Below are 26144 nucleotides of genomic sequence, written 5' to 3'. Positions count from 1 at the left end.
GCTTTATGGATTTGCGGTTTTCCGCGCATATATATTCAAAAAGGAGTTAACTAGCTGTTTTCTTGAAAACTTCGTATTTGCGCATCGAGGGAACCATGACACCTCCACACGCATTTTTGACGGAACGATCAATACGTGTACCGTGATTTCGATGCCGCGCTGCGGCACGCCCCGTACCCGGCTCAAGGAGCATCAGAGTTTCGATGACATTCGACAATCAGACCTCTTCGTCCAAGGTTCGCACGGCGATCTTTCCGGTTGCCGGCCTCGGGACTCGGTTCCTGCCGGCGACCAAGTCGACGCCGAAGGAGCTGTTGCCGGTTCTCGACCGTCCGCTGATCCAGTTCGCCATCGACGAGGCGCGGGCGGCGGGGATCGAGCGCATGGTGTTCGTCAGCCATCCCTCTAAGACCGCGATCGAGCGGTACGTGACCGAGGACGTCCAGCTCGAGGCGACGCTGCGCCAGAAGGGCAAGGCGGATCTTGCCGACATGCTGCACAACAACGCGCTGAGCGACGGCGACAAGCACGCCACCTTCGTGATGCAGCCCGAGCCGCTGGGCCTCGGGCATGCGGTTCTCTGCGCCGCCGGAGAGGTTCTGCCGGGGCCGGTTGCGGTGATCCTGCCGGACGATCTGATCCTCGGCGAGCCCGGCTGCATCTCGGAGATGATCGCGGCCTATGACAACGGCACCGCCGGACACATGGTCGCCACCATGCAGGTCGACGAGGATGCGGTGCAGAATTACGGCATCCTGTCGGTCACCGGTCGCGACGGACAGCTGATCCTCGCGGACGGCATGGTCGAAAAGCCGGATCCGGCGAACGCGCCCTCGCGGCAGGCGGTGGTCGGTCGCTACATTCTCGACGGGTCGATCTTCGATGACCTGCGCGGGCTTCCTGCGGGGGCCGGCGGAGAGATCCAGCTCACCGACGCGATCGCGAAGGGCGTGGGCACGGTCGGCATGTGCGGGTTCCGCTTCAGCGGTCAGCGCTACGATTGCGGATCGAAGGCGGGCATGCTGCAGGCGACCATCGCCTATGCGGGGCAGAACCCGGAATATAGCGGGCTTCTGGCCGGGCTCGGCCGGGAGATGGTCGCCGCCGAGTGAGGTGAGATTGTTCGACGCGGACGGCGGCGCGCCCGAAGGGGCGCGCCGTTTTTTGCGTTCAGTCGTTGGAGACGACCAGTCGCAGATGCGCGCGGCTGGGCGACGTGGTGGGCTTGCGCGGGATGAATGCGGTGCCCTGCTCGGCGAAGCCGGTGGGGACGGACGCGAGCGGCTCTTTTGGTCGGGGCGCGGGCAGCCTCAGGGGGCTGGCCTCGATCGCGGTGATCTCGAACCGGCGGGGCGTCCGGCCGATCCGGCCCGTGGTCACGAAGCCGCCCAGCGCGCGGTCGATGCGCCCCGGTTCGGAGGTGAGCGGCAGGAGGAGGAGGCGGCCGGTGAGGGGGCCGCGTCCGAGGCCCTCGGACGCGGCAAGCTCGGCGTGGAGCACCGCGCCCTCGGCCCAGACCTCCTCGGCGCGCGCGGTGAGGGCGTCGCGGCTGTCGGGCATCAGGAACGAGGTGAGCGGCAGGCCGGCGATCTCCATTCCCATCAGGTCGGCGAGATGCGAGCCGGCGACGCGGACCCGCGCCATGCCCGGCGCGATGCGTTGCGCGAGGAAGGCGTATTCGAGGGCGTCCTGGATGCCGCGCGGATCCACCCGGTCGCGGCTCGGCACGCCGCCGCAATCCTCGGCGAGCGCCTGCCAGTAGGTCTCGATCTGATGCAGCGGGCGCATGGCGCGCGCGCGATCGTGGTCCGACATAGAAATCACCCGCGAGCGGAACGTATCGCTGTCACTCATGGCGCTTACTCCCACCATTTGCGCCGCGTCCCGGTTATTAACCAAGGTTGAGGCGAACTTGTTAACGTGATCTTAATTTAGCGAGCGATGCCGGAATTTGGTCACAATTCCATCCAAAAGGTTAACGTTTCGAGCGCTTGCCTCGCCACGGCCGCTGGCGTAGGTCGCTGGTGGCCAAGGGCGAGACGGAGACCAGATGCGGCAATCGATGACGGGGTTCGCGACAGCCCAGGGCGCGAGCGGAGATGCCGGCTGGACCTGGGAGATCCGCAGCGTGAACGGCAAGGGGCTCGATCTGCGCCTGCGCCTGCCGGACTGGATCGAGGGGCTCGAACCCCTGGTGCGCTCGGCGCTGGCAGGGCGCGTAAGCCGCGGATCCATCACGGTTTCCCTCAAAGTTTCGACGGCGAGCGAGGCCGGCGTTCCGGCGCTCAACGAGGACGTCATGCGCGCTGTTCTGGACGCGGCGGCGCAGGTCGAGACCGCGGCGATGGATGCGGGCGTGTCGCTCGCTCCGTCGACGCCGGCGCAGATCCTGAACGTGCGCGGCGTGCTCGAGCAGAGCCAGAATGTCACCGATACGGGCGCGTTGCGCGAGGCGGTGCTGGCCGATCTCGGCCCCGTTCTCGACGCATTCGTTAAGATGCGGGCGGGCGAGGGAGAGGCCGTTCAGGCGGTGCTTGCGAGCCAGCTCGACGAGATCGAGGGGCTGGTTGCGGCCGTGCGGGCGGCCGCCGCGGATCGGGCGGAGGAACAGCGCGACAGGCTGCGCAGCCAGCTCGCGCGGGTCATGGACCACGTGGAGGGCATCGACGAGGCGCGCATCGCGCAGGAGCTCGCGCTCATCGCGGTCAAGTCCGACATCACCGAGGAGATCGACCGGCTCAAGGCGCATGTCGCCGCGGCCCGGGCGCTGCTGGCCGAGGATGGGCCGGTGGGGCGAAAGCTCGATTTCCTCTGCCAGGAATTCAACCGAGAGGCCAACACGCTGTGTTCCAAGGCCGGATCGGCGCCGCTGACGCAGGCGGGGCTCGCGCTCAAGACGGTGATCGACCGCATGCGCGAGCAGGTACAGAACGTGGAGTGACAGGCATGGACGACCGGCGCGGGCTTCTCATCATCCTTTCGTCGCCTTCGGGTGCGGGCAAATCGACGCTGGCGCGGCGGCTGCGGGACTGGGATCCGCGGATCGTGTTCTCGGTCTCAGCTACGACGCGGCCGCCGCGGCCCGGAGAGGTGGACGGCAAGGATTATCACTTCCTGACCGACAGCGCGTTCAAGCATCAGGTGTCAGACGGCGGGATGCTGGAGCACGCGCATGTCTTCGGCAATTTCTACGGCTCGCCCAAGGGACCGGTGCGCGAGGCCATCGAGGGCGGGCACGACGTGCTCTTCGACATCGACTGGCAGGGGGCGCAGCAGATCCGCAATTCCGAGCTCGGGCTGCACACGCTGTCGATCTTCCTGCTGCCGCCGTCCATCGGCGAGCTGAAGCGGCGGCTCGAGGCGCGCGGGCAGGACGGCGCCGACGTGATCGAGAAGCGCATGCAGAAGAGCTGGGACGAGATCAGCCACTGGGACGGCTACGATTTCGTGCTGGTGAACGCCGATCTCGACGAGACCGAGGCGCGGCTCAAATCCATCGTGACGGCAGCGCGGCTGCGGCGGAGCCAGCAGCCGGGCCTGACGGCGCATGTGCGCAAGCTGCAGGCGGAATTCGAGGAGGGGCTATGACACTCTATGCGCTCGGGGAGCTTGCTCCCGATCTGGTGGAGGACGCCTGGGTGGCGCCCGATGCCAACGTCATCGGCAACGTGGTGCTGGGGGCGAAGACCTCCGTGTGGTTCGGCGCGACGCTGCGCGGCGACAACGAGCCGATCACCGTGGGCGAGGGATCGAACCTGCAGGAGAACGTCGTCTGCCACACCGACATGGGTTTTCTGCTGACCATCGGCGCGGGCTGCACCATCGGACACAAGGTGATGCTGCACGGCTGCACGATCGGGGAGAACTCGCTGGTCGGCATGGGGGCGACGATCCTCAACGGCGCGAAGATCGGCCGCGATTGCCTGATCGGCGCGGGCGCGCTCGTGACCGAGGGCAAGGAGATCCCGGACGGCAGCCTCGTGATGGGCATGCCGGGCAAGGTGGTGCGCGAGCTGACCGAGCAGGAGATCCAGGGCCTGCGGGCCTCGGCGCTGCATTACCAGGAGCGCGCGGCGCGGTTCCGGGACAAGTTGCGCGAGATCTGACGCCTCTCGGGGCGTCGCAGGCGTATGTGAACAATTGGAAAGACCACCGTCATGAGTGACGAGACGAGACCGCGCGTGAAACCGACCCTGATGCGCCCCGGCGGCATGATCCCCGAGGCGTCCGCACCGGTGGTGACGCCGCTGATGCCCTCAGTGGTCTATGCCTCCGAGACGCCGGACGCGCTCGACGACCAGTACGAGGGTCGGGCGCGGGGCTATACCTATGCCCGCGAGGGGCACCCGAACGCCGAGGTTCTGGCGCGCCGGATCGATGCGCTCGAGGGCATCGAGGGCGGGCTCGTGACCGCCTCGGGCATGGCGGCGGTGACGGCGGCGCTGATGGGGATCTGCCGCGCGGGTGATCACGTCGTCGGGGGGGATCAGCTTTACGGGCGGTCGCTGCGGCTGATGCGCGAGGACCTGCCGCGGCTCGGGATCGAGACGACGCTGGCGGACCAGACCGATGCGGAGGCCATCGCGGCAGCGCTGCGGCCCGAGACGCGGATGGTGCTGATCGAGGTCGTGTCGAACCCGACGCTGCGGATCGCGGACATGGCCGGGATCGCGGCGCTTTGCGCCGAGCGGGGTGTGCTGCTGGTCATCGACAACACCTTCACGACGCCCGCTGCGGTCAAGGCGGTCGAGCATGGCGCGGATATCGTGATCCATTCGGTGACGAAGCTGCTCGCGGGGCATTCGGACGTCACGCTCGGCTGGGTCGCGGCGAAGGATCCCGAGCTGAAGACCGCGATCACCAATTTCGCGGTCACGACGGGCCTGACGCCGAGCCCGTTCGATTGCTGGCTGGCCGAACGGGGGCTGCTGACCTTCGGGCTGCGCTTCGAGCGCGCGCAGGCGAATGCCCGGGCGCTGGCCGATCACCTGGCGCGGCAGACGGGGCTGAAACAGGTGCTCTATCCGACGCGGGACGATCATCCGGACCGGGCGCGGGCGCAGGCCGTGCTGCGCGGGCAGGGCGGACACATGGTGACCTTCGAGCTCGAGGGCGGGCGCGCGGCGGCGAACGCCTTTGCCAAGGGCGCCTCGGATCTCGCCTTTGCGCCGACGCTCGGGGATGTGGGCACGACGTTGTCGCATCCGGCCTCGTCCTCGCACCGGGCGCTGACGCCCGAGGCGCGGGCGGCGATCGGGATCTCGGAGGGCACGTTCCGCGTATCGGTCGGCCTTGAGGAGACCGAGGCGCTGCTGGCGGCGATCGACAAGGGTCTGGCGGCGGCGCGGGACGCCGGCTGATGGTCGCCCCGCCGGGCAGCATCGTCGCGGCGATCCCGATGCCGGCGCTGCTCATCGGGGCGGACGAGCGCATTTCCGAGGCCAATCCCGAGGCGCTGGCCATTCTCGGGCAGGCGATCGAGGACCGGCACTACATCACCGTGCTGCGCCAGCCCCAGACGCTCGAGGCGGTGGAGGCGGCGCTGCGCGGCAAGGGGCCGGGATCGGCGATGTACCTCTCGAACGACGGGCGGCAGGACACGAGCTTCCGGGTGACCGCGCGGCCGATGACGGGCTTCGGGATCCTGGTCTGTTTCGAGGACGAGACCCACAGGGCGCATGCCGAGCAGATGCGGCGGGATTTCGTGGCCAATGTCAGCCACGAGCTGAAGACGCCGCTGACCGCGCTGATCGGCTTCATCGACACGCTGCGGGGGCCGGCCAAGGACGATGCCGCCGCGCGCGAGAAGTTCCTCGGGATCATGGAGGCCGAGGCCCACAGGATGAACCGTCTGGTGAAGGATCTTCTGTCGCTCAGCCGGGTCGAGGCGCAGGAGCGGGTGCGGCCGACCGAGCGGCTCGACCTGGCCGGGCTGATCCGCGAGGTCGTCCGCGCGCTGGGGCCGCTCGCCGAGACGGCGGAGGTGGAGATCGCGCCGGAGCTGACCGAGGGCGCGACCGAGATCATCGGGGACAAGGACCAGCTCCGGCAGGTGCTAGTGAACCTGATCGAGAACGCGGTGAAATATTCCGGCGCCGGAGCGGTGGCGCGGGTTTCCCTGACCGGGCCGGCCTACGAGCCCAAGGTGCGCGGACAGGGCGTGCGGATCCGCGTGTCCGATACCGGCCCGGGGATCAACCCGGTGCACATCCCGAGGCTGACCGAGCGCTTCTACCGCATCGACACGCATCGCTCGCGCCAGCGCGGCGGCACCGGGCTCGGCCTCGCCATCGTCAAGCATATCGTGAACCGCCATCGCGGCAGGCTCTTCGTGGAGAGCACGCCGGGCGAGGGGACCGAGTTCACCGTGGTCTTGCCGGCGGGCTGAGGCACGCAGCGCGGCCCGCCCGGGCGGGTCACACATGTTTCCGTTTCATGACAGCGGAGCGGACTGATTCACCGTTTCGAAACAGCCGGGTGCGCCTCCGGGCGCGAAGCCCGGGCATATACCGCTGGTTGCGCATGATCGCCGCATGATGGAATTCGACACAATATCATGCCCTTGTCTCGTCAACCTGCGGCACCAAATCGCCTGACGCCGGGTCGGGCCCGGGGTTGTCATGAAACCGTTACGTGGCTGTCACAAAAGCATTGTGCGCCGGGTCTAGGTCGCCACCAAGGCCATCGGGGGATGGCCTCCGACGCATGATGTCAAACAGGAGTTCTCCATGAGATCCGTCACGCTCACCGCTTCCGCGCTGGCCATCGCCGTCGCGGCTCCGGCATTCGCTCAATCCCGCGAAAACGTCCAGGTCGCCGGTTCGTCGACCGTTCTGCCCTACGCAACCATCGTTGCCGAAGCGTTTGGCGAAAACACCGACTTCCCGACCCCGGTGGTCGAGTCGGGCGGCTCCTCGACCGGCCTGTCGCGCTTCTGCGAAGGCGTCGGCGAGAACACGATCGACATCGCGAACGCGTCGCGTCCGATCAGCGAAGGCGAGATCGAGACCTGCGCCCAGAACGGCGTCGGCGAGATCATCGAAGTCCGCATCGGCTATGACGGCATCGTCTTCGCCAGCCAGCAGTCGGGCCCCGAATTCACCGCGTTCGAGCCGGCCGACTGGTACCAGGCGCTGGCCGCCGAGATCCCCCAGGACGGCGAGATGACGGCGAACCCGAACACCAACTGGTCGGACGTCAACGAAGAGCTGCCCGACGTCGAGATCGCGGCCTTCATCCCCGGCACCCGCCATGGCACCCGTGAGGTCTTCGAGGAGAACGTTCTTCTCGCGGGCTGCGAAGAGACCGGCGCCTACGACATGATGGTCAACGACATGGGCATGTCCGAGGACGACGCCGAGGCCGCCTGCATGAGCGTGCGCACCGATGGCGCCTCGGTCGACATCGACGGCGACTACACCGAGACCCTCGCGCGCATCGAATCGAACCCCGACGGCGTCGGCGTGTTCGGCCTCGCATTCTACGAGAACAACACCGACACCCTGAAGGTCGCGACCATGGGCGGCGTCGAGCCGACCACCGAGACCATCGCATCGGGCGAGTACCCGGTGTCGCGCCCGCTGTTCTTCTACGTCAAGAAGGCGCATATCGGCGTCATCCCGGGCCTGAAGGAATACGCGTCGTTCTTCGTCTCCGACGAGATCGCCGGTTCGGGCGGCCCGCTCGCCAATTACGGCCTCGTGCCCGATCCGGAACTGGCGGACACCCAGGAGAAGATCGAGAACGAGACGACCATGAGCGAGCAGTCGTAAGCGACTGATCCTCGGACCTGGGGGGTGGCTTGCAGCCGCCCCCCGACCGTTTCTCCGCCGGGTCCGGGTGTGGCCCGTTTCGGAGATCAGATCCTTCGAAACGCGAGGTGGGACGCGCATGTCGACAACGATACTGGTACTCATCGTCCTCGCGCTCGGCGCTGCCGGGTACGTGGTCGGCAGGCGGCGCGCGCTCAGAGCCGTGAACGGCGACCAGCGGAAGCTGCATTCGCTTCCCTCCTATTACGGGACCAACGTCGCCATGAAGGCGATCGTGCCCGCGCTGCTGGTAATGATGGTCTGGCTGCTCGCGCAGCCGCTGATCGTCGACCGCACCGTGCGGGTCGGGCTGCAGGACGAGAGCGTACGTCAGAACCGCGCCGTCAGCCTCGTGATGTCGGACGTGCGCCGCGTGGCGAACGGGCTCGACGTCGCCATCGAGACCGGCGTCATCACGCGCGAGCGCGCCGCCAACATGCAGACCGAATTCTCGGATGTGCGCGAGCGGCTCGGCGAGGCCGGCGTCGCCCTCGGCTCGGACGTCACCTCACCCGTGCTGCGCGCGGCGCAGCAATACCGGGGGCTCAGCGGCACCGGCGATCTGCTGCGGACCGGCGCCGTTCTGGCGCTCGCGGTCGCGGGGCTCGCCTGGGGCGTCTCGAACAGCACGCCCGCCTTCCGCGCCCGCAACACGGTGGAGACGGGGATCCGCGTGCTGCTGATCCTCGCCGCCTGCATCGCGATCCTGACCACGCTCGGCATCGTTCTGAGCCTCGTGTTCAACACGATCGAATTCTTCCGCATCTACCCCGCGAGCGACTTTTCCTGTCGACGACGTGGTCGCCCTCGTTCGGCGGCGGCTCGGAGCTCGGGATCCTGCCGCTGCTCTGGGGCACGTTCTACATCTCGATCATCGCGCTCATCGTGGCGGTGCCGATCGGGCTCTTTACCGCGATCTACCTGTCGGAATACGCATCGAAGCGCATGCGCGCCGTGGCCAAGCCCGCGATCGAGATCCTCGCGGGCATCCCGACCATCGTCTACGGCCTCTTCGCGCTGCTGACGATCGGGCCCCTCCTTCTCGATCTCTTCGGCGACGACACGGTGGGCTGGATGGATGGCGGCACCGCGGTGATGACCGCGGGCCTCGCCATGGGCATCATGCTCATCCCGTTCGTCTCGTCCCTCTCGGACGACGTCATCAACGCGGTGCCGCAGGCGATGCGCGACGGTTCCTACGGGCTCGGCGCGACGAAATCCGAGACCATCAAGCAGGTCATCCTGCCGGCGGCGCTCCCGGGCATCGTCGGCGCGGTGCTGCTCGCGGCGTCGCGCGCCATCGGCGAGACCATGATCGTGGTGCTCGGGGCCGGTGCCGCCGCGCGTCTCAGCCTCAACCCCTTTGAGGCGATGACCACCGTCACGGCCAAGATCGTCAGCCAGCTGACCGGTGACGCCGATTTCGGCTCGGCCGAGGCGCTGGTCGCCTTCGCGCTCGGCATGACGCTCTTCGTCGTCACGCTCTGCCTCAACGTCATCGCCCTCTACATCGTCCGCAAATACCGGGAGCAGTACGAATGACCGACGCAACCGCATCTGCCAGCCCGGCCCGCGGGTCCAGCACCCGAACGAAGTCGATCATCACGACGGACGCGAACACACGCAGGCGCAACCGGACCGAGAAGCGGTTCCAGTATTACGGGCTCGCGGCGATCGGCGTGGGGGTCTTCTTCCTTTTCGCGCTGACATTCTCGATCCTGCGCTCGGGCCTTCCCGCCTTCACCGAGACGGCCGTCACGCTGGACTTCACGCTCAGCCAGGAGCAGTTCGACGAGGCCGAGAGCCAGGTTCTGAAGACCGCGGCCTACGAGCGTTTCTTCGTCCAGGAGCTTCAGGCGGAACTGAACGAGGAGGGCGCCGGCGACGTCCAGGTCGAGGAAGACGCCATCAGCCGGATCATGGGCAATGTCGGCAGCCAGATCCGCGAGTTCTACCGCGAGAACCCCGACCGGCTCGGCGAGGAGGTGAGCTTCAGCGTTCCCGCCTCGAGCCGCGTCGACCGGTACCTGAACGGCGGTCTCAGCCGTGAGCTGCTGGAGAACAGCCGCTTCCTGACGCCCGAGGACCTCGACATCGTCGACCGGCTCTCGGAAAGCGGGGTGCTGACCAACGTGTTCGACTGGGACTTCATCACGGGCACCGATTCCGGCGTGGACAACCCCGGCGGCGCCGGCCTCGGCGCATCGGTCGTGGGCTCGTTCTTCATGATGCTGGTGGTGCTGGCCCTGTCGCTGCCGATCGGGGTCGCGGCGTCGATCTATCTCGAGGAATTCGCGCCGCAGAACAAGTTCACCGACCTCATCGAGGTGAACATCTCGAACCTCGCGGCGGTGCCCTCCATCGTCTTCGGCATTCTCGGCCTCGCGGTGTTCATCCAGTTCGCGAACCTGCCGCAATCGGCGCCGCTGGTCGGTGGGCTCGTCCTGACGCTGATGACGCTGCCGACGATCATCATCTCGACGCGCGCCTCGCTGAAATCGGTGCCGCCGTCGATCCGCGCCGCGGCGCTCGGGGTCGGGGCATCGAAGATGCAGTCGGTGTTCCACCACGTCCTGCCGCTCGCCGCGCCGGGGATCCTGACGGGGACCATCATCGGCCTGGCGCAGGCCCTCGGCGAGACGGCGCCGCTTCTGCTGATCGGCATGGTGGGTTATGTTGCGCGGACCTATCCCGACGGCCTAACGTCGGGGCTGCTCGACCCCAACTCGGCGATGCCGGCGCAGATCTATACCTGGGCGGCCCGGTCCGACCCGGCCTTCTACGAAAAAGCCTGGGGCGGGATCATCATCCTTCTGGTGTTCCTGCTCGCCATGAACGCGGTGGCCATTTTCCTTCGCCGCAAATTCGAGCGGCGCTGGTAAGGAGATACGACAATGTACGACGCAGATCACAACCGGACGGAGACCCGCGTGGGGCAGAAAGACATCAAGATCTCGTGCAAGGACGTGCAGGTCTATTACGGCACCAACCACGCCATCAAGGACGTCTCGGTCGAGATCGAGGACAAGACGGTCACCGCCTTCATCGGCCCGTCGGGCTGCGGCAAGTCGACCTTCCTGCGCTGCCTCAACCGGATGAACGACACGATCGACATCGCCCGGATCGAGGGGGACATCCTGATCGACGGCGAGGACATCTACGACAAGCGCGTCGACCCGGTGCAGCTGCGCGCCAAGGTCGGGATGGTGTTCCAGAAGCCGAACCCGTTCCCGAAATCGATCTACGACAACGTGGCCTACGGGCCCAAGATCCACGGCCTCGCCAAGAACAAGGCCGAGCTCGACGACATCGTCGAGCGAGCGCTGAAGCGCGCGGCGATCTGGGACGAGGTGAAGGACCGGCTCGACGCGTCGGGCACGGGTCTCTCGGGCGGCCAGCAGCAGCGGCTCTGCATCGCGCGGGCGGTGGCGACCGAGCCCGAGGTGCTGCTGATGGACGAGCCCTGCTCGGCGCTCGACCCGATCGCGACGGGCCAGGTCGAGGAGCTGATCGACGAGCTGCGGCAGAACTACTCGGTGGTGATCGTCACGCACTCCATGCAGCAGGCGGCGCGGGTGAGCCAGAAGACGGCGTTCTTCCATCTCGGCGATCTCGTGGAATACGGCGAGACCGAGAAGATCTTCACCAACCCGCAGGACAGCCGCACGGAAAGCTACATCACCGGCCGGATCGGATAAGGCGAGGGACCATGTCAGGACTGAAACAGCACATCGTCTCGGGGTTCGACCGCGATCTCGAAGGCATCCAGGCGCATATCATGAAGATGGGCGGGATCGTGGAGACCATGATCCGCGACGCGGCCAAGAGCCTCGAGACGCGCGACGAGGAGCTCGCCGAGGACGTCCGTCGCCGCGACGCGCAGGTGGACGACCTCGAGGACCTCGTGAACGAGGAAGCGGCGCGGGTGATCGCGCTGCGCGCCCCGGCGGCGAGCGATCTGCGCATCGCCCTGTCGGTGCTGCGCATGTCGGGCAACCTCGAGCGGATGGGGGACCTCGCCAAGAACATGGCCAAGCGCACCGGGGTCCTGGTGCAGCTGCAGCCGATCGACGGCTCCGCCGCCACGCTGCGCCGGATGGCGCGCGAGGTCGAGCTGATGCTGAAGGACGCGCTCGACAGCTATATCCAGCGCGACGCGGAGATGGCGCGCGACGTGATCGAGCGCGACCGCGACGTCGACCAGATGTACAACACGGCGTTCCGCGAGTTCCTGACCTTCATGCTGGAGGATCCGCGCAACATCACGGCCTGCATGCACCTGCATTTCATCGCCAAGAACGTCGAGCGCATGGGCGACCACGCGACCGGTATCGCCGAGCAGGTGATCTTTCTGGTCGAGGGGAAGTGGCCGGACGAGGATCGCCCCAAGGCGGACGCGACTTCGACCGACATGCGGTTCTCGCCGGAAGCGGGTGAGGGAGAGTAGGGATCATGGCGGCCGATCAGCCGAGGGTTCTCGTCGTCGAGGACGAAGACGCGCAGCGCGAGGTCCTGAGCTACAACTTCGAGGCGGAGGGGTTTCGCGTCTCCAAGGCCGAGAACGGGGAGGAGGCGCTTCTCCTCGTCTCGGAGGAGAATCCGGACATCATCGTGCTCGACTGGATGCTGCCGAAGACGTCGGGCATCGAGGTCTGCCGCCAGCTCAAGACCAAGCCCGAGACGCGGCACGTGCCGGTGATCATGCTCTCGGCGCGGTCCGAGGAGGTCGACCGGGTGCGGGGGCTCGAGACCGGTGCCGACGATTACGTCGTGAAGCCCTATTCGGTCGTCGAGCTGATGGCGCGGGTGCGCGCGCAGCTGCGCCGCACGCGGCCCGCGGCGGCGGGGATGCGGCTCGATTACGAGGACATCGTGCTCGACAGCGAGACGCACCGGGTGACGCGCGACGGGCAGCCGCTGAAGCTCGGTCCGACGGAGTTCCGGCTGCTCTCGACCTTCATGGAGAAGCCCGGCCGGGTCTGGTCGCGCGAGCAGCTTCTCGACCGGGTCTGGGGGCGCGACATCTATGTCGACACCCGCACGGTGGACGTCCATATCGGGCGGCTGCGCAAGGCGCTCTGCCAGCATGGCGGGGGCGATCCGCTGCGCACCGTCCGGGGCGCGGGATACGCGCTCGGATAGGACCGGCGTGTTGCCGCAGTGCAGCGAAACGGCTTTGCCGGAGCGGCGGCGCGGGTTAGGTTGGCCGCCGTAGATCAAGGCACACGGCGGGTCCCTCATGAAACGCATCAATCTCGCGCTGCAGGGCGGCGGGGCGCACGGCGCCTTCACCTGGGGCGTTCTCGACCGCATCCTCGAGGAGAAGGACATCGAGATCGCCGCGATCTCGGGCACCTCTGCGGGGGCGCTGAACGGAGCGGCGGTCAAGGCGGGCATGATCCGGAACGGCCGCGAGGGCGCGAAGGAGATGCTCGACTGGGTCTGGACCGAGGTCGGCAACCTCAACAGCCTCAGGCTGCCGGAATGGATGAATGCGTGGCTGCCGGATCCCGGGATCCTCAGCCTCGCGGTGGAATATTCCCCCGGATACGCGGCGGCCGACAGCTTTACCCGGCTGATGTCGCCCTATGCCTGGGGGCCGCTATACGACAACCCGATCGAGAGCATCGCGGCGCGGTTCGACTTCGACGAGGTCTGCGCGCAGGGGGGGCCGGACCTCTATGTCTGCGCGACGGCGGTGCGGGACGGCAAGATCCGGATCTTCACCGGCGACAACATCTCGACCGAGGCGATCATGGCGTCGGCCTGCCTGCCAACGGTGTTCCAGGCGGTCTACGCGACCGATCCGCTGACCGGAGAGCGCGAGGCGTTCTGGGACGGGGGATATACCGGCAACCCGGCGCTCTTTCCGCTCTACCGCGACAGCCTGCCGGACGACATCATCATCGTGAACATCAACCCGCTCGAACGGGCGCGGCTGCCGGTCACGCCGCAGGAGATCCAGAACCGGATCAACGAGATCAGCTTCAACTCCTCGCTCCTGCGGGAGCTGAGGGCGATCGAGTTCGTGCAGCGGCTCATCACCCAAGGGGCGATCCCGGGCGGCGCGATGAAGAAGGTGCTGGTGCACATGATCTCGGACGATGCGCTGATGAACCGGCTGTCGGTGGCGACGAAGATCGTGCCGATCGCGACGGTGATCCTGCAGCTGAAAGAAGCCGGACGCACGGCGGCGTCCGACTTCCTGCGCTATCACAAGGGCGACATCAACGAGCGGCAGTCCTGCGATCTCGTGCAGATGTTCAACTGAGCATCCAGAGATAGGCGCCGTAGAGCACGAAGAGCGCCGCGCCCTCGCGCCGGCCGATGCGGCGGCCGGTGGAGGCGAAGACCACGAGCAGCACGGTGGCGGCGAGCATCACCCAGATGTCGAAGCGCGCGATCTGCGGATCGACGGGCAGGGGCGAGATCAGGGCGGTGATGCCGAGGATGCCGGCGATGTTGAAGATGTTCGAGCCGATGACGTTGCCGAGCGCGACGTCGCTGTGACCGCGCCGCGCTGCGAGGACCGAGGTCACAAGCTCGGGCAGCGACGTGCCGACGGCGACGAGCGTGAGGCCGATGACCGCCTCGGAAACGCCGAAATCGCGCGCGACGCCGGTCGCGCCGTCGACGAGGAGGATCGCGCCGAGAAGCGTGAGCGCGAGACCGCTGCCAAAGCGCAGGGCCGAGGGCAGGGCGCCGGCATGGGTTTCGGGCGCGGGCTCGTTGAGCGCGGTGTCGCCCGAGCGGAGCGTCACGGCGAGGAAGGCGGCGAGGAGGACGACGAGGGCGAGGCCCGCGAAGCGGCCGACCTCCGGCAGGAGCGTCAGTCCGACGCCGGCGAGGGTGGCGGCCCCGAGCCAGATCGCGTCGCGGCGCAGGCGCGCCGGGTTGACGGCGATCGGCGCGATGAGGGCGGCGATGCCGACGATCAGCAGGATGTTGGCGATGTTCGAGCCGACAACGTTGCCGAGCGCGATGCCGGGACGGTCGGTCAGCGCGGCGTTGATGGAGGTGAAGAGTTCGGGCGCGGAGGTGCCGAAGCCGACGAGCGTGAGGCCGATGACCATCGGCGGGACGCGGAAGCGTGTGGCGAGCGCCACGGCGCCCGAAACGAGGAGTTCGCCGCCGCCGAGAAGCGCGCCGAGGCCGAGGGCCACGAAGAGCCAGTCCATATTGAGAAGTCCTTGAGTTTCTGTCCCTTGGCACGGCAAGATGCGTGCCTCCCGCCCAGAGATCGGATCTGGCCGCGGCTTTGCAAGCGCCGGTGGCTCCGGAACATCAATTCTTCACGCTCGCGTGATGTCTCTCGCTGCGGCACTGCCCGCGTCTAGGTCGCTGCGGACGGCGGACGGGCCGCCGCATGCAAGAACCGGAGATTCCATGAAAAAGACGCTTGGCCTCATGGCCGTCCTGACCGCGCTCGGGGGCTGCGACACGGCTGCCGTGTCCGGCTCGAACGCCGCCGCACCGGCGAACGTGACCCCAGACGATTGCGCGCTCGACGTGCCGAACCGTCCGGCGACCGCGACCTGCGAAAACAACGAGTGAGCCCGGGCCGTCGGCGCGCCCGTCAGGAGACCAGGCGGGCCGGCGGTTCCTTGGGGTCTTCGTGGGGATAGACGAGGCCCGCGGAGATCACGAGCTTGGCCGCTTCCTCGATGCTCATGTCGAGCTCGATGACGTCCTCGGTGGGGAAGAACAGCAGGAAGCCGGAGGTCGGGTTGGGGGTCGTCGGGACGAAGACCGAGGTCATGCCGCCGCCGACGATCGCCTTGTGCGCCACCTCGCCCTTGGTCTCGGTCGAGATGAAGCCGATCGCCCAGATGCCCTTGCGGGGATATTCGACGAGGCATGCCGTCTCGAAGCTGCGTTCGGATTGCACGAAGACCGTCTCGGCGATCTGCTTCACGCCGTTATAGACCGAGCGGACGATGGGCAGCTGCGCCACAAGGCTCTCGGCCCAGCGGATCAGCGAGCGGCCGATGATGCCCTTGGCGATCCAGCCCACCAGCACCGTGAAGAACAAGAAGAAGATCACCCCGATGCCGCGGAGGTTGATGCCGATGTACTGCTCGGGATCGAGCCGTCCCGGCACCAGCGGCAGCACCACCCCGTCGATCCAGCCGATCACCGTCCAGATGAGCCAGACGGTGAGGCCGACGGGGGCGATCACCACGATGCCGGTCAGAAAGCTCGCCCGGAGGCCGGCGAGAAGTCCGGGACGCCGCGGCTGGGGGTCGAAAGGGGTGGTCATCGTCTTGTGGCCGTCCGATCAGGTCCCGAGGAAATTAGGCGGCGCCCGCGAAATATACAATGGCGGCGCGGGGGAGGCGCCTCACTCCGTCGGAAGCTTGACCAATTCCGCGGCGATCCTGGCGCCGAGAGCGGCGTTGTGGAGAACGAGCGCGACATTGGCATCGAGCGAGCGTCCCTCGGTGAGCTCGTAGATCCGCTGGAGGAGGTAGGGCGTGAGGTCCTTGCCGAAGATGCCGTGCGCCTCGGCGTCCTGCATCGCGCGGGTGATCACCGGCGTCATCTCGGCGCGCGGGATTTCGGCCTCCTCGGGGATCGGGTTGGCGACGAGCTGGCCGCCCGGCAGGCCGAGGCGGCGGCGCATCCGGTGGGCGCGGGCGATGGCGGCGGGATCGTCCATGCGCAGCGGCGCGCGCAGACCCGAGGAGCGTGACCAGAAGGCCGGGAGCATGTCCTGGCCGAAGGCGACGACTGGGACGCCGCCGGTCTCGAGCACTTCGAGCGTCTTCGGCAGATCGAGGATGGCTTTCGGGCCCGCCGCGACGACGGTGACCGGGGAATAGCCAAGCTCCTGCAGGTCGGCGGAGACGTCGAAGCTCTTGTCGGCGCCGCGATGCACGCCGCCGATGCCGCCGGTGGCGAAGACCTCGATCCCCGCCATCGCGGCGGCGATCATGGTGGCGGCGACGGTCGTCGCGCCGGTGCGGCCCTCGGCCATGCAGACGGCGAGATCGGCGCGGGAGAGCTTGGCGACCCGCTCGGCCTTGGCGAGTGCCTCGATCTGGGCGTCCTCGAGGCCGACGTGGAGCGTGCCGTTTATGACCGCGATGGTGGCGGGCTCGGCGCCGTTCTCGCGCACCGTCGCCTCGATCCGGCGGGCGATGTCGAGGTTCTGCGGCCAGGGCATGCCGTGGGTGATGATCGTCGATTCGAGCGCGACGACGGGGCGGCCGTTCTCGATGGCGTCGGCGACGGCGGGCGAAAGCGTGATGAGGCTCATGTGGGGTGGTCTCCGGAGACGTAGGCGGCGGCGGCGGATTGGGCGCGGACGAGCGCGTCCTCGCGGGAGGCGCCCGCGCGTTCGGCGGCGATGTGGGCCGCCATGAAGGTGTCGCCCGCGCCGGTCACGCGGGTGACCATGACCTCGGGCGGGCGGCGGACGAGGTGCCCCTCGGCGCTCGCATCGCAGGTCTCGTTGCCGCCATGGGTGACGACGGCGCGGGCGGCGCCGCGGCCGAGAAGTGCTGTGGCGGCGGCCTCGGCGCTCTCGAAACGCGCAAGGCAGAGGATGCCGGCCTCTTCGAGATTGACGTAGAGCGTGCCGCGGCCCGCGCGCAGGAACGGCAGCAGGCGCTCGGCCTTGCCGGGCGAGGCGGGGGCGACGCGGAGGTCGGCGGCGCGGAAGAGCGGCCCGGTGGCGATCTCGTCGAGGAGCTGCTCGGTGAGGTTGCCGTCGAGGGCGACGGCGCCGTCGAAGGGGCTGTCCTCGGTGGCGAGCCGGCCGTCGCCGAGCGGGCGCAGGATCTTGGCCCCGGCCTCTTCCAGCGAATGGGCGTCGGCGATGGCGGCGATGAGGCCGTTCGCACCCTCGACGGCCATGTAGCGGTCGGTCTTGAGATCGTCGGAGCGGTAGAGATAGCTGGTGTCGAGCCCGAGCCCGTCGCATTCGGCGACGAGGTGGTCCCCTTCCGGATCGCGGCCGACCGCCGAGAGGAGCGCCGGCCTGAGACCGAAGCGGGCGAGGGTCATGGCGATGTTGAGCGCGACGCCGCCGGGGATCGTGACGATGCGGCCCGGGACGTCGGAGCCCTTGGCCATGTGGCTCGCCGAGCGGCCGATGACGTCCCAGAGGACGGAGCCGATGCAGAGAATGTCGGGGCGGATGTCGGCAGGGGCGGTCATGGCGTCCTTGTGGCCGAGCCGCGGGGAGGGCGCAAGCGGGTGACGGGGGCAGGAGCGAGGGCGCTGCCCTCGCGCTCCCGGGATATTTGGATCAAGAAGAAGGGCGGGCGCAGGGCTTTCGGCGGAAATCGGGTGCGGGGCTCTTGTGCGCGGGCGCGTTCCGGGGTAGACGCGCGCCACTTCGCAATCCCGCAGGTGGGGACGGGCGGATCGGGGGAGACATCCCCGGACGTCCACCGGTTGGTCCGACAAGGGCCATGACCCCGCCGAGGCGTAAACCGGAAAGGATACGACCGCATGGCTCTTCCCGAGTTCAACATGCGTCAGCTGCTCGAAGCTGGCGTTCACTTCGGCCACCAGACGCAGCGCTGGAACCCCCGCATGGGCGAGTTCATCTACGGCGCGCGCAACGGCATCCACATCGTCGACCTGACGCAGACCGTGCCGATGCTCGACGCGGCGCTGAACGCGATCCGCGAGACCGTCGCCAAGGGCGGCCGCGTGCTCTTCGTGGGCACCAAGCGCCAGGCGCAGCAGCCGGTGGCCGAGGCCGCCGAGAAATGCGCTCAATACTACATGAACCACCGCTGGCTGGGCGGCACGCTCACCAACTGGCAGACCGTCTCGAAGTCGATCCAGCGTCTCAAGTCGATCGACGAGCAGATGGAAACCGGCGCCGAGGGCCTGACCAAGAAGGAGCGGCTCGGCATGGAGCGCGAGCAGGCGAAACTGCAGGCCTCGCTCGGCGGCATCCGCGAGATGGGCGGCCTGCCCGACCTTCTCTTCGTCATCGACGTCAAGAAGGAGCAGCTGGCGATCGCGGAGGCCAAGAAGCTCGGCATTCCGGTCGCGGCGGTCGTGGACACCAACTGCTCGCCCGACGGCGTCGACTACATCATCCCCGGCAACGATGACGCGGCGCGCGCCATCGGCCTCTACACCGACCTCGCGAGCCGCGCGGCGCTCGACGGCATGACGGCGCAGCTCGAGGGCGCGGGCGTCGATCTCGGCGCGCTCGAGGATGCCGGCGAGGACGTCGAGGCAACCGAAGCCGCTCCGGCAGAGGCACCGGCCGAGCAGGCCTGATTTGAGGGCGGTCCCGCTGTCGCGTCAGCGTTACGGGACCGTGACAAGAGGGCAGGCATGACGGGCCCGCCCCGACACCCGACGAAGATGAGGAGAGCCGTGATGGCGATCACCGCTGCACAGGTGAAGGAACTGCGCGAGACGACCGGCGCAGGCATGATGGACGCCAAGAAGGCGCTAACCGAGACCGACGGCGACATGGACGCCGCGATCGACTGGCTGCGCACCAAGGGCCTCGCCAAGGCCGCCAAGAAGGCCGGCCGCACCGCGGCCGAGGGCCTTGTCGCGGTCAAGGTCAAGGGCGGCACCGGCGTCGCGGTCGAGGTGAATGCCGAGACCGACTTCGTCGCCAAGAACGCCGAGTTCCAGTCGATGGTCGGCGATATCGCCGAGAAGGCCACCGAGGTGGACGACGTCGAGGCGCTGAAGGCGGCCGACATGGGCGGCAAGACGGTGAACGACCGTCTGACCGACGCCATCGCCAAGATCGGCGAGAACATGTCGCTGCGCCGGATGGCGAAGCTCGAGGGCGAGACCGTCGCGACCTACGTGCACAACGCGGCCGCGAACGGCATGGGCCAGATTGGCGTGCTTGTGGCGCTCAAGGGCGGCGACGAGGCGTTCGGTCGCCAGGTCGCGATGCACATCGCGGCGACGCAGCCGGCGGCGCTGTCCGAGGCCGAGCTCGACCCCGCGACCGTCGAGAAGGAGCGCCAGCTCCAGATGGATATCGCGCGGGAATCGGGCAAGCCGGAGCAGGTCATCGAGAAGATGATCGAGGGCCGGATGAAGAAGTACCTCGCCGAGATCACGCTGCTCGGCCAGTCCTTCGTCGTCGATCCGGACAAGACCGTCGCTCAGGCCGCGGCCGATGCCGGTGCCGAGATCGTCGGCTACGTGCGTCTCGCCGTGGGCGAGGGCATCGAGAAGGAAAAGGAAGACTTCGCGGCAGAGGTCGCCAAGGCGGCCCAGGGCTGAGACATCGGCCCGACCGTGACGGAAGTGAAGCCGCCCGATATGGGCGGCTTCTTTCGTTATGGAAATCAACATACTGAAGACCCGGCCGCCGACCACGACATTGGGGTTGACGAACGGCCGGCGACCGAGCCCGCGACGGGCCCGACAGGAAATGCTGCCGGGCGAGCCGCAACTATCGAAGACCGCAGAGCCCCGAAATTACGGGGATGCGGCCCCCAGCGTCCCCGGCCTTGCGGCCGTCACTCACGGAACATGATCAGGGTGACAATTTGACGCCACAATTTAAAGTCGGGTTTTCCTGACCCACTGTAAAGAAATGTTGAATGGACTTAGGTTTACGCAATTTTCACGCGCAAGAGACGCTCAGAGGTCAACCTTGAACATCTGGTTCTGGAACGCCGCCTTGAGGACCGCCTGGGCCGTGGTGTCGACGTTCAGGGCCTCGCGGGCGAGGCGCAGATGCTTCTCGATGGTCGCCTGGGTGAGGCCCATGATCTGCGCGATGTCGGCCATGGTCTTGCCGTCCCCCACCCATTCCAGGGCTTCGCGCTGGCGCCGTGTCAGCGACTGGTTGGCCGGCACGTAGGGCAGGGTGAGGATCTTGAGATGCACGAGATTGTTCATCAGGACGATGTCGTCGCCATGCTCCTCCCAGAGCCGGTCGACCTCGTCCTGGCTGGTTCCCCCGGCCGCGGTCAGGGCGATGGCGCCCTTGGCGCGGCTCGACACGGAGCGGAAGCTGATCGAATAGCCGGCCTCGACCCCGTGGGAGAGGTTGAAGTCGATCACCCGCTGTTCCGCGGCCGTGAGGATGCCCGATTGCCGCATGTCGCTCAGGACCCGCCACGAGCAGACGCCTTCATGCTCGAGCGCCCAGCGGACCATCGGGGCGTGGTGGTAGAGGCGCTTGCCGACGAAGGTGTCGGTATAGGTCGCGTCGTGATTGGTCAGCATCAGGAAATCGGCCGGATCGCCGAGCGATGTGGGCGTGCGGAACCGGGTGAAGCCGTAGAGCAGCCGGTCGAAGCCGTATTCGGCCATGCGCGCGCAATGCATCGCCCACAACGTCTCGATCGTGTCGGCGTTTGTGAGGTCGATCAGGTAGGCGCGGTCCCGGGCCTCGAGCGGCCGGGGGAGATCGCGCGGGGCAATGGTTTCGGTTGCACACTCTGTCATCGAACTCTCCATTCCCGGTCTTGAATAGCGGCGGGCACACGTCGCTGTCCACCAAGGAGTGAGGTCCGGGGCAAGCTCGTCTTTGGGATGACGGCCCGATCACGAGACCGGCGCACCGGTTCCCGCGATCTCATTTATCAAGTGCGGGACCCGAGTGATGTCCTTTCGGTTGGGACGACGATGGCTGCGTGTCAACTGGGCGCGGCGGTACGGTCAACACGGGCATTTTCCCAGTTTCTGTCCGTGGCCAACGAAACGGCAGGCGAGGATCTGTCCCGTCCGCAGCCGGGCCACCGGGCACTTCGAGGTCTCCGGCAGCCCCTCCTTGGCGATCGTGTGAGCCGGGCCCCTGGGCGCCCGGCTCACATCTGCCTCAACTCGCGTTACAGATTCCGGTCTTGTGGCCCCCATGCCCTACGTCCCGCGAAGCTTGCGGCGCCTGCGACATTTTTCGTCGCTTTCCCTTTCGGCGCCGTAGCCTAGGCTGGCAGGGGACGACAGGGAGACGGACATGAATGCATCGAAACTGAGCCGCCGGACGCTTCTCGGAGCCGGAGCGGCGGGCACGGGCCTTCTGGCCCTCGGACTTCCGGCAGGCCGGGCGCTTGCCCAGACGCCGGTGGCGCTGCAGCTCTCGTGGCTGCATTCCGTGCAGTTCGCCGGCAGCTATCTCGCACAGGAGAACGGCTGGTGGCAGGAGAGCGGGCTCGACGTCTCGCTCCTGCAGGGGGGGCCGAACGCGCCGGTCGAGCCGCCGGTGATCTCGGGGACCGCGCTCGTCGGCATATCCGCGGCCGATTACACCGCGGCGGCCGTGGCGGAGGGCGCGCCGTTCAAGATCCTGATGGTGGCGATGCAGAAGAACCCCTTCGTGATCGCCTCGCTCCCGGGCAATCCGGTGGAAGAGCCTTCGGACCTCATCGGCAAGAAGATCGGCATGGCGCTCGCCAACACGCCGGTGCTCGAGGCGCTCTGCAAGCTCAACGACGTCAACATGGGCGCGATCGAGATCGTGCCGACGCAATATTCGCCCCAGCCGCTGGTGTCGGGCGAGGTCGATTGCCTGCTTTGCTGGGAGACCGACCTGCCGGTCGCGATGACCATCCAGGGGGTCGAGAACCGGACCATGCTGATGGCCGATCACGGCTACGCGGTGCATTCGCAGACCTATATCTCCACCGAGGACAGCCTCGCCAATCGCCGCCAGGAGATCGTCGATCTCATCGCCGGCGAGATCCGCGGATGGGAGGCCTACCGCGCCGATACGGACGCCGCGGCGCAATTGACCGTCGAGCGCTTCCCGGATGCGGGGCTCGACCTCGAGACGCAGAGGCTGCAGGCCGAGCGGCAGGTGCCGCTCATGTTCTCTGATCTCACCGACACAAACGGTTTCGGCTGGTGGACCGACGAGACGGTGGCAGCCAATATCGAGACGCTGGCGCTGCTCGGGCGCGACGTGACGCCGGATCTCTGGGACCGCTCGATCCTCGAGGAGGTTCATGGCGCCTGACGCATCACCACCCGAGATCGTGTGCCGCGGCCTCTCGAAATGCTTCGGCGCGACCGAGGTCGTGGCGCCGTGCGAGCTGACCTTCGCCGCGGGGCAGACCACGGCGCTGGTCGGACCCTCGGGCTGCGGGAAGTCGACGCTCCTGCGGCTGGTGGCAGGGCTCGAGGCGCCGAGCGCCGGGTCGGTGACGATCGGCGGGGCGCCGCCGGGCGACACGCTGCGCCGCGGTCAGCTCTCCATGGCGTTCCAGGACCCGTCGCTGCTGCCGTGGCGGACGGTGCGCGGGAACGTGACGCTCGCGCTGAAACTGGCGCGGCAGCGCAAGGACGAGGCGCGTATCGCCCGGCTGATCGATCTCGTGGGGCTCGACGGCTTTGCGGGCACGCGGCCGGGGGCGCTGTCGGGGGGCATGCGGCAGCGGGCGGCGATCGCCCGGGCGATGGTCACGGAGCCTGCGGTGCTGCTGCTCGACGAGCCCTTCGGCGCGGTGGATGAGCTCACGCGCCAGCAGCTGGCCGAGGACCTGCCGCCGCTCTGGGAGGCGCGGGAGACGACCACGCTGCTGGTGACCCATTCGGTGAGCGAGGCGGTGATGCTCTCGGACCGGGTGCTGGTCTTCTCGCCGCGGCCCGCGGCGGTCGTGGCGGATATCCCGGTGGCGTTGGAGCGGCCGCGCCGGGCCTCGCTCAGCTCGTCTAAACCGTTCCTCGACCTGACCGGAGAAGTGTCCGAGGCGCTGGCGCGCGGCATGGCGGCGGCAGCGCCGCGTCTTGCGGCGCAATGATTGTGGCGGCCGCGATGCGGCGCTCCGACCCGGTACTCCGCGCGGCGCTCGGGCTTTTGCTGATCGTCGCGCTCTGGGAGCTCTCCGCCCGGGCGCTGAGCGGCGCTTATATCCTCGCCGGACCGGTCGAGGTTGCGCGTTACCTTGCCCAGAATTCCGGGCTCATGGTCCGGGCCCTGAGGGAGACCCTCTGGAGCGCCGCGCAGGGGTTCTTCTGGGGCAACCTTGCGGCGGTGACGCTTGCGGTCACCGCCATCGTCATGCCGCGGAGCGAGCGCGTGGTGTCGGCCCTGGCGCTCCTGGTCTTCTGCCTGCCGCTCGTGGCGACGGGGCCGATCCTGCGGGTGCTCTACGGGCCGGGCGACGGGCCGCAGATCACTCTGGCGGCGCTGGCGGTCTATTACACGACCTACGTGCCCCTGCTGGTGGGCCTACGCGCGGCGCCGGCCACTTGGTTCGAGCTGGTTCAGAGCTATGGTCGGGGCAGGGCGGCCGAGCTCTGGCACGTCCGGGCGATGACGGCGCTGCCGTATCTTTTCGCGGGCCTGCAGATCGCCGCCCCGGCCGCGTTCCTCGGCGCGATGGTCGGCGAATTCACCGGCGCCGAACGCGGTATGGGCGTGTTGACCATCCGTGCGATGCGGGCGCTCGACGTGCCGGGGGCCTGGGCGCTCGCGAGCCTCGCCGCCGCCATCTCGGTCGCGGCCTATGCCGCGATCGGGGCGCTGGCGCGGGCGGTGTCGGTCGCGCCGCCGCCGGTGATCCTGTCTCCGCCCGGCGCTCCGGTGGGGCGGCGGCTCGGGGCGCTGGCGCCGCTCGGGCTGACAATCCTGGCCCTCGTCCTCTGGTGGGGCCTCCTCGAAGGCTTCGGCCTCAACGCCTTCTTCGCCAAACGCCCAGGCGACGTCTTCGAGGCGCTGATGCTGGCGCCCGATGCCGCGCAGACGCGCGCGACGCTGCTGGCGGCGCTGCGGGAGACGGCCATCGCCGTGGTGCCGGGATACCTCGCGGGTCTTGCGCTCGGGGCGGCGCTTGCGACGCTGATCGTCCTCGTGCCGGTCGCCTCGACGGTGGCGATGCCGCTGGCGGTGGCGCTGCGGTCGGTGCCCATCGTCACCAGCGCGCCGCTCGGCGTTCTGCTTCTCGGGCGCGGCGAGGCGGGAACGATCACGCTCGTGGCGCTCATGGTGTTCTTTCCGACCTTCGTCGCCTGCCTGCACGGGTTGCGGCAGGCCCCGGGCCAGATCCTCGACGTCTTCGACAGCTACGCCGCGGGTCCTGTCGCGCGGCTTGTCCATGTGCGGCTGCCGGCGATGCTGCCGGCGTTCTTCGCCGCGGCGCGCATGGCGGTCCCGGCCTCGGTGCTGGCGGTGACGGTGGTCGAGTGGCTGGCGACCGGGCAGGGCATCGGCAGCCTCATGGCGCTGTCGGCGTCGCTCTCCGATTACGACATGCTGTGGGCCTCGGTCGCGGTGGTGGCGCTTCTGTCGGCGGCAGGGTACGGGCTCGTGTCACGGGCCGAGGCACTCGTCCTCTCCCGCTATGCCGCAGAACAGGTCAGACGATGAGTCACCGCGCCGCCGCCTTCGCGATCCCCGGAGATATCACAACGCTCACGGGGGGTTACATCTACGAGCGAAAGTTGCTCGAGGGGCTGAGGGCGATCGGTCACGACGTGGCGCATCTGGAACTCGGAAGCTCCTTTCCCGATCCGACGCCGGAGCATATGGCGGATGCAATCGCGCAGCTTGAGGAGGTTGCGCCGGACCGGCCGGTGATCGTCGACGGGCTGGTCTTCGGGAGCATCGATACGGGCGGTCTCGCCCGGTGCCGGGCGCCGATCGTGGCGATGATCCACCATCCTCTGGCGCTCGAAAGCGGCCTTGGCGCGGAGGAGGCTGATCGCCTTTTCCGTTGCGAGCGCGACAACTTGGCGCTCACCTCTCATGTTCTGGTGCCGAGCCCGCACACGCGGGAGATCCTGGTTCAGAGCTACGGCGCGGATCCGTCGCGCATCACCATCGCGCGGCCGGGCGTAGCGCGTCCGCAGGGGCCGCCGGAGAGGGTCACGCCGCCGCTGATCCTGTCGGTCGGCATCCAGCATCCGCGCAAGGGTCACGACGTGCTGCTGCGCGCACTGGGTAAACTGCGCGATCTCGACTGGCAGGCGATCGTCGTGGGCAAGGTGCACGACGACGCATATGCCGTTGAACTTGAGGCGCTTCTTGGAGAGCTGAAGCTCGGGGACCGGGTGCGTTTCGCGGGGCGCGTGCCGCAGGAGGAGATCGGCGCGCTCTATCGGCAGGCGGCGCTCTTTGCACTTGCGACGCGCTACGAGGGCTACGGCATCGTCTTCGACGAGGCGCTGGTGCACGGTCTTCCCATCGTGAGCTGCGCGACCGGGGCGGTTCCGGACACCGTACCGCAGGGATCCGGGATTCTGGTACCAGTGGACGATCCGGACGCGTTCGCCGGGGCGTTGCGCAAGATGCTGGAGGATGAAGGCCTGCGGGCAGGATGTGCCGAAGAGGCCGCGGCTGCCGGGGCGCAGCGGCCGGACTGGACCGAGACCGCCCGGATCGCAAGCGAGGTTCTGGGTGTGCTTTGACGCCACGGAGTATCTTCGAGCGACTTTCGG

General features: G+C 68.0%; 25 protein-coding genes and 1 pseudogene. 20 read left to right on the top strand and 6 right to left on the bottom strand.

Features of this window, described 5'->3' with window-relative positions; translation table 11 throughout:
* Window positions 1-203 precede the first annotated feature (203 nt).
* Window positions 204-1112, top strand: a complete 909-nt coding sequence (locus OCH239_RS11885; RefSeq protein ID WP_037262834.1) for a UTP--glucose-1-phosphate uridylyltransferase — start codon at window positions 204-206, stop codon at window positions 1110-1112.
* A gap of 58 nt (window positions 1113-1170) precedes the next feature.
* Here the strand turns inward: OCH239_RS11885 and OCH239_RS11880 are convergent, their stop codons facing one another.
* Window positions 1171-1854, bottom strand: coding sequence for a PAS domain-containing protein (locus OCH239_RS11880; protein ID WP_037262831.1), 684 nt, complete (start codon window positions 1852-1854; stop codon window positions 1171-1173).
* A 196-nt stretch (window positions 1855-2050) separates the two neighbouring features.
* Between OCH239_RS11880 and OCH239_RS11875 the strand changes: the two genes are divergently transcribed.
* The 12 genes and pseudogenes from OCH239_RS11875 to OCH239_RS11820 all read left to right on the top strand — a co-directional run bounded on the left by OCH239_RS11875 (window position 2051) and on the right by OCH239_RS11820 (window position 14082).
* The gene (locus OCH239_RS11875; RefSeq protein ID WP_037262828.1) at window positions 2051-2941 is read left to right on the top strand and encodes a YicC/YloC family endoribonuclease; all 891 of its coding nucleotides are present in this window, start codon (window positions 2051-2053) and stop codon (window positions 2939-2941) included.
* A gap of 5 nt (window positions 2942-2946) precedes the next feature.
* Window positions 2947-3588 carry a guanylate kinase gene (gmk, locus tag OCH239_RS11870; RefSeq protein ID WP_037262825.1) on the top strand — a complete coding sequence of 214 codons (642 nt, stop codon included), beginning with the start codon at window positions 2947-2949 and terminating at the stop codon, window positions 3586-3588.
* Window positions 3585-4106: a gamma carbonic anhydrase family protein gene (locus OCH239_RS11865; protein ID WP_037262822.1), complete on the top strand. Its 522-nt coding sequence runs from the start codon at window positions 3585-3587 to the stop codon at window positions 4104-4106. Before gmk ends, OCH239_RS11865 begins: the two co-directional genes overlap by 4 nt.
* Window positions 4107-4157: 51 nt before the next feature.
* Window positions 4158-5360 carry a trans-sulfuration enzyme family protein gene (locus OCH239_RS11860; protein ID WP_051489433.1) on the top strand — a complete coding sequence of 401 codons (1203 nt, stop codon included), beginning with the start codon at window positions 4158-4160 and terminating at the stop codon, window positions 5358-5360.
* Window positions 5360-6388 carry a sensor histidine kinase gene (locus OCH239_RS11855; RefSeq protein WP_037262819.1) on the top strand — a complete coding sequence of 343 codons (1029 nt, stop codon included), beginning with the start codon at window positions 5360-5362 and terminating at the stop codon, window positions 6386-6388. The genes OCH239_RS11860 and OCH239_RS11855 overlap by 1 nt, the downstream gene beginning before the upstream one ends.
* Window positions 6389-6728: 340 nt before the next feature.
* The gene (locus OCH239_RS11850) at window positions 6729-7772 is read left to right on the top strand and encodes a PstS family phosphate ABC transporter substrate-binding protein (protein ID WP_037262816.1); all 1044 of its coding nucleotides are present in this window, start codon (window positions 6729-6731) and stop codon (window positions 7770-7772) included.
* Between the two features lie 118 nt (window positions 7773-7890).
* Window positions 7891-9353, top strand: a pseudogene (pstC, locus tag OCH239_RS11845) (phosphate ABC transporter permease subunit PstC).
* Window positions 9350-10693: a phosphate ABC transporter permease PstA gene (pstA, locus tag OCH239_RS11840; protein WP_037262813.1), complete on the top strand. Its 1344-nt coding sequence runs from the start codon at window positions 9350-9352 to the stop codon at window positions 10691-10693. The pseudogene pstC and the gene pstA overlap by 4 nt, the downstream one beginning before the upstream one ends.
* A 12-nt stretch (window positions 10694-10705) precedes the next feature.
* Complete coding sequence (gene pstB, locus OCH239_RS11835) at window positions 10706-11509, top strand: phosphate ABC transporter ATP-binding protein PstB (protein WP_037262811.1); 804 nt, start codon at window positions 10706-10708, stop codon at window positions 11507-11509.
* Window positions 11510-11520: 11 nt separating this feature from the next.
* Window positions 11521-12258, top strand: coding sequence for a phosphate signaling complex protein PhoU (gene phoU, locus OCH239_RS11830; protein WP_037262808.1), 738 nt, complete (start codon window positions 11521-11523; stop codon window positions 12256-12258).
* A 5-nt stretch (window positions 12259-12263) separates the two neighbouring features.
* On the top strand, window positions 12264-12953 hold the full coding sequence (gene phoB / locus OCH239_RS11825) for a phosphate regulon transcriptional regulator PhoB (RefSeq protein ID WP_037262805.1): 690 nt from the start codon (window positions 12264-12266) through the stop codon (window positions 12951-12953).
* A 97-nt stretch (window positions 12954-13050) separates the two neighbouring features.
* Entirely contained in the window at window positions 13051-14082 is a 1032-nt protein-coding gene (locus tag OCH239_RS11820; protein WP_037262802.1) for a patatin-like phospholipase family protein, read from the top strand.
* Here OCH239_RS11820 and OCH239_RS11815 read toward each other — a convergent pair.
* Window positions 14075-14989: a calcium/sodium antiporter gene (locus OCH239_RS11815; protein WP_037262798.1), complete on the bottom strand. Its 915-nt coding sequence runs from the start codon at window positions 14987-14989 to the stop codon at window positions 14075-14077. The genes OCH239_RS11820 and OCH239_RS11815 overlap by 8 nt on opposite strands.
* A gap of 208 nt (window positions 14990-15197) precedes the next feature.
* Here OCH239_RS11815 and OCH239_RS22655 point away from each other — a divergent pair, with 208 nt between their 5' ends.
* Window positions 15198-15365, top strand: a complete 168-nt coding sequence (locus tag OCH239_RS22655) for a hypothetical protein (protein WP_157577856.1) — start codon at window positions 15198-15200, stop codon at window positions 15363-15365.
* A gap of 22 nt (window positions 15366-15387) precedes the next feature.
* Here OCH239_RS22655 and OCH239_RS11810 read toward each other — a convergent pair whose 3' ends face one another.
* The 3 genes from OCH239_RS11810 to OCH239_RS11800 form a co-directional block, all read right to left on the bottom strand.
* The gene (locus OCH239_RS11810) at window positions 15388-16071 is read right to left on the bottom strand and encodes a DUF502 domain-containing protein (protein ID WP_037262796.1); all 684 of its coding nucleotides are present in this window, start codon (window positions 16069-16071) and stop codon (window positions 15388-15390) included.
* Window positions 16072-16152: 81 nt separating this feature from the next.
* Window positions 16153-17070 carry a pseudouridine-5'-phosphate glycosidase gene (locus OCH239_RS11805; protein ID WP_037262793.1) on the bottom strand — a complete coding sequence of 306 codons (918 nt, stop codon included), beginning with the start codon at window positions 17068-17070 and terminating at the stop codon, window positions 16153-16155.
* Window positions 17067-17972 carry a PfkB family carbohydrate kinase gene (locus OCH239_RS11800; protein ID WP_037262790.1) on the bottom strand — a complete coding sequence of 302 codons (906 nt, stop codon included), beginning with the start codon at window positions 17970-17972 and terminating at the stop codon, window positions 17067-17069. The genes OCH239_RS11805 and OCH239_RS11800 overlap by 4 nt, the downstream gene beginning before the upstream one ends.
* A gap of 297 nt (window positions 17973-18269) precedes the next feature.
* Here OCH239_RS11800 and rpsB point away from each other — a divergent pair, with 297 nt between their 5' ends.
* A complete protein-coding gene (rpsB, locus tag OCH239_RS11795; RefSeq protein WP_037262787.1) occupies window positions 18270-19058 on the top strand; it encodes a 30S ribosomal protein S2 in 789 nt (262 codons plus the stop codon).
* A gap of 102 nt (window positions 19059-19160) precedes the next feature.
* Complete coding sequence (gene tsf / locus OCH239_RS11790; RefSeq protein WP_037262784.1) at window positions 19161-20036, top strand: translation elongation factor Ts; 876 nt, start codon at window positions 19161-19163, stop codon at window positions 20034-20036.
* A 363-nt stretch (window positions 20037-20399) separates the two neighbouring features.
* Here tsf and OCH239_RS11785 read toward each other — a convergent pair whose 3' ends face one another.
* The gene (locus tag OCH239_RS11785; RefSeq protein WP_084782390.1) at window positions 20400-21212 is read right to left on the bottom strand and encodes a helix-turn-helix transcriptional regulator; all 813 of its coding nucleotides are present in this window, start codon (window positions 21210-21212) and stop codon (window positions 20400-20402) included.
* 511 nt (window positions 21213-21723) lie between these two features.
* Between OCH239_RS11785 and OCH239_RS11780 the strand changes: the two genes are divergently transcribed.
* Genes OCH239_RS11780 through OCH239_RS11765 form a run of 4 tightly spaced genes read left to right on the top strand, consistent with a single transcriptional unit; the run spans window position 21724 to window position 26114 of the window.
* Window positions 21724-22722 carry an ABC transporter substrate-binding protein gene (locus tag OCH239_RS11780; protein WP_157577855.1) on the top strand — a complete coding sequence of 333 codons (999 nt, stop codon included), beginning with the start codon at window positions 21724-21726 and terminating at the stop codon, window positions 22720-22722.
* On the top strand, window positions 22712-23506 hold the full coding sequence (locus OCH239_RS11775) for an ABC transporter ATP-binding protein (RefSeq protein WP_037262781.1): 795 nt from the start codon (window positions 22712-22714) through the stop codon (window positions 23504-23506). The genes OCH239_RS11780 and OCH239_RS11775 overlap by 11 nt, the downstream gene beginning before the upstream one ends.
* A 14-nt stretch (window positions 23507-23520) precedes the next feature.
* Entirely contained in the window at window positions 23521-25074 is a 1554-nt protein-coding gene (locus OCH239_RS11770) for an ABC transporter permease (RefSeq protein WP_051489441.1), read from the top strand.
* A complete protein-coding gene (locus OCH239_RS11765) occupies window positions 25071-26114 on the top strand; it encodes a glycosyltransferase family 4 protein (protein ID WP_037262778.1) in 1044 nt (347 codons plus the stop codon). The genes OCH239_RS11770 and OCH239_RS11765 overlap by 4 nt, the downstream gene beginning before the upstream one ends.
* The last annotated feature ends 30 nt before the right edge of the window (window positions 26115-26144 follow it).

The sequence above is a fragment of the Roseivivax halodurans JCM 10272 genome (assembly GCF_000521785.1).
GTDB classification, from domain to species: domain Bacteria; phylum Pseudomonadota; class Alphaproteobacteria; order Rhodobacterales; family Rhodobacteraceae; genus Roseivivax; species Roseivivax halodurans.
The sequence above is the reverse complement of the archived record's forward strand: the minus strand, read 5'-3'. Positions and strand labels throughout refer to the sequence as shown.

Bases quoted from the DNA above. Each gene is read 5' to 3' on its own strand.
- OCH239_RS11885 (WP_037262834.1), top strand. From the start codon at position 204: ATGACATTCGACAATCAGACCTCTTCGTCCAAGGTTCGCACGGCGATC.
- OCH239_RS11880 (WP_037262831.1), bottom strand. From the start codon at position 1,854: ATGAGTGACAGCGATACGTTCCGCTCGCGGGTGATTTCTATGTCGGAC.
- OCH239_RS11875 (WP_037262828.1), top strand. From the start codon at position 2,051: ATGCGGCAATCGATGACGGGGTTCGCGACAGCCCAGGGCGCGAGCGGA.
- gmk (WP_037262825.1), top strand. From the start codon at position 2,947: ATGGACGACCGGCGCGGGCTTCTCATCATCCTTTCGTCGCCTTCGGGT.
- OCH239_RS11865 (WP_037262822.1), top strand. From the start codon at position 3,585: ATGACACTCTATGCGCTCGGGGAGCTTGCTCCCGATCTGGTGGAGGAC.
- OCH239_RS11860 (WP_051489433.1), top strand. From the start codon at position 4,158: ATGAGTGACGAGACGAGACCGCGCGTGAAACCGACCCTGATGCGCCCC.
- OCH239_RS11855 (WP_037262819.1), top strand. From the start codon at position 5,360: ATGGTCGCCCCGCCGGGCAGCATCGTCGCGGCGATCCCGATGCCGGCG.
- OCH239_RS11850 (WP_037262816.1), top strand. From the start codon at position 6,729: ATGAGATCCGTCACGCTCACCGCTTCCGCGCTGGCCATCGCCGTCGCG.
- pstA (WP_037262813.1), top strand. From the start codon at position 9,350: ATGACCGACGCAACCGCATCTGCCAGCCCGGCCCGCGGGTCCAGCACC.
- pstB (WP_037262811.1), top strand. From the start codon at position 10,706: ATGTACGACGCAGATCACAACCGGACGGAGACCCGCGTGGGGCAGAAA.
- phoU (WP_037262808.1), top strand. From the start codon at position 11,521: ATGTCAGGACTGAAACAGCACATCGTCTCGGGGTTCGACCGCGATCTC.
- phoB (WP_037262805.1), top strand. From the start codon at position 12,264: ATGGCGGCCGATCAGCCGAGGGTTCTCGTCGTCGAGGACGAAGACGCG.
- OCH239_RS11820 (WP_037262802.1), top strand. From the start codon at position 13,051: ATGAAACGCATCAATCTCGCGCTGCAGGGCGGCGGGGCGCACGGCGCC.
- OCH239_RS11815 (WP_037262798.1), bottom strand. From the start codon at position 14,989: ATGGACTGGCTCTTCGTGGCCCTCGGCCTCGGCGCGCTTCTCGGCGGC.
- OCH239_RS22655 (WP_157577856.1), top strand. From the start codon at position 15,198: ATGAAAAAGACGCTTGGCCTCATGGCCGTCCTGACCGCGCTCGGGGGC.
- OCH239_RS11810 (WP_037262796.1), bottom strand. From the start codon at position 16,071: ATGACCACCCCTTTCGACCCCCAGCCGCGGCGTCCCGGACTTCTCGCC.
- OCH239_RS11805 (WP_037262793.1), bottom strand. From the start codon at position 17,070: ATGAGCCTCATCACGCTTTCGCCCGCCGTCGCCGACGCCATCGAGAAC.
- OCH239_RS11800 (WP_037262790.1), bottom strand. From the start codon at position 17,972: ATGACCGCCCCTGCCGACATCCGCCCCGACATTCTCTGCATCGGCTCC.
- rpsB (WP_037262787.1), top strand. From the start codon at position 18,270: ATGGCTCTTCCCGAGTTCAACATGCGTCAGCTGCTCGAAGCTGGCGTT.
- tsf (WP_037262784.1), top strand. From the start codon at position 19,161: ATGGCGATCACCGCTGCACAGGTGAAGGAACTGCGCGAGACGACCGGC.
- OCH239_RS11785 (WP_084782390.1), bottom strand. From the start codon at position 21,212: ATGACAGAGTGTGCAACCGAAACCATTGCCCCGCGCGATCTCCCCCGG.
- OCH239_RS11780 (WP_157577855.1), top strand. From the start codon at position 21,724: ATGAATGCATCGAAACTGAGCCGCCGGACGCTTCTCGGAGCCGGAGCG.
- OCH239_RS11775 (WP_037262781.1), top strand. From the start codon at position 22,712: ATGGCGCCTGACGCATCACCACCCGAGATCGTGTGCCGCGGCCTCTCG.
- OCH239_RS11770 (WP_051489441.1), top strand. From the start codon at position 23,521: ATGCGGCGCTCCGACCCGGTACTCCGCGCGGCGCTCGGGCTTTTGCTG.
- OCH239_RS11765 (WP_037262778.1), top strand. From the start codon at position 25,071: ATGAGTCACCGCGCCGCCGCCTTCGCGATCCCCGGAGATATCACAACG.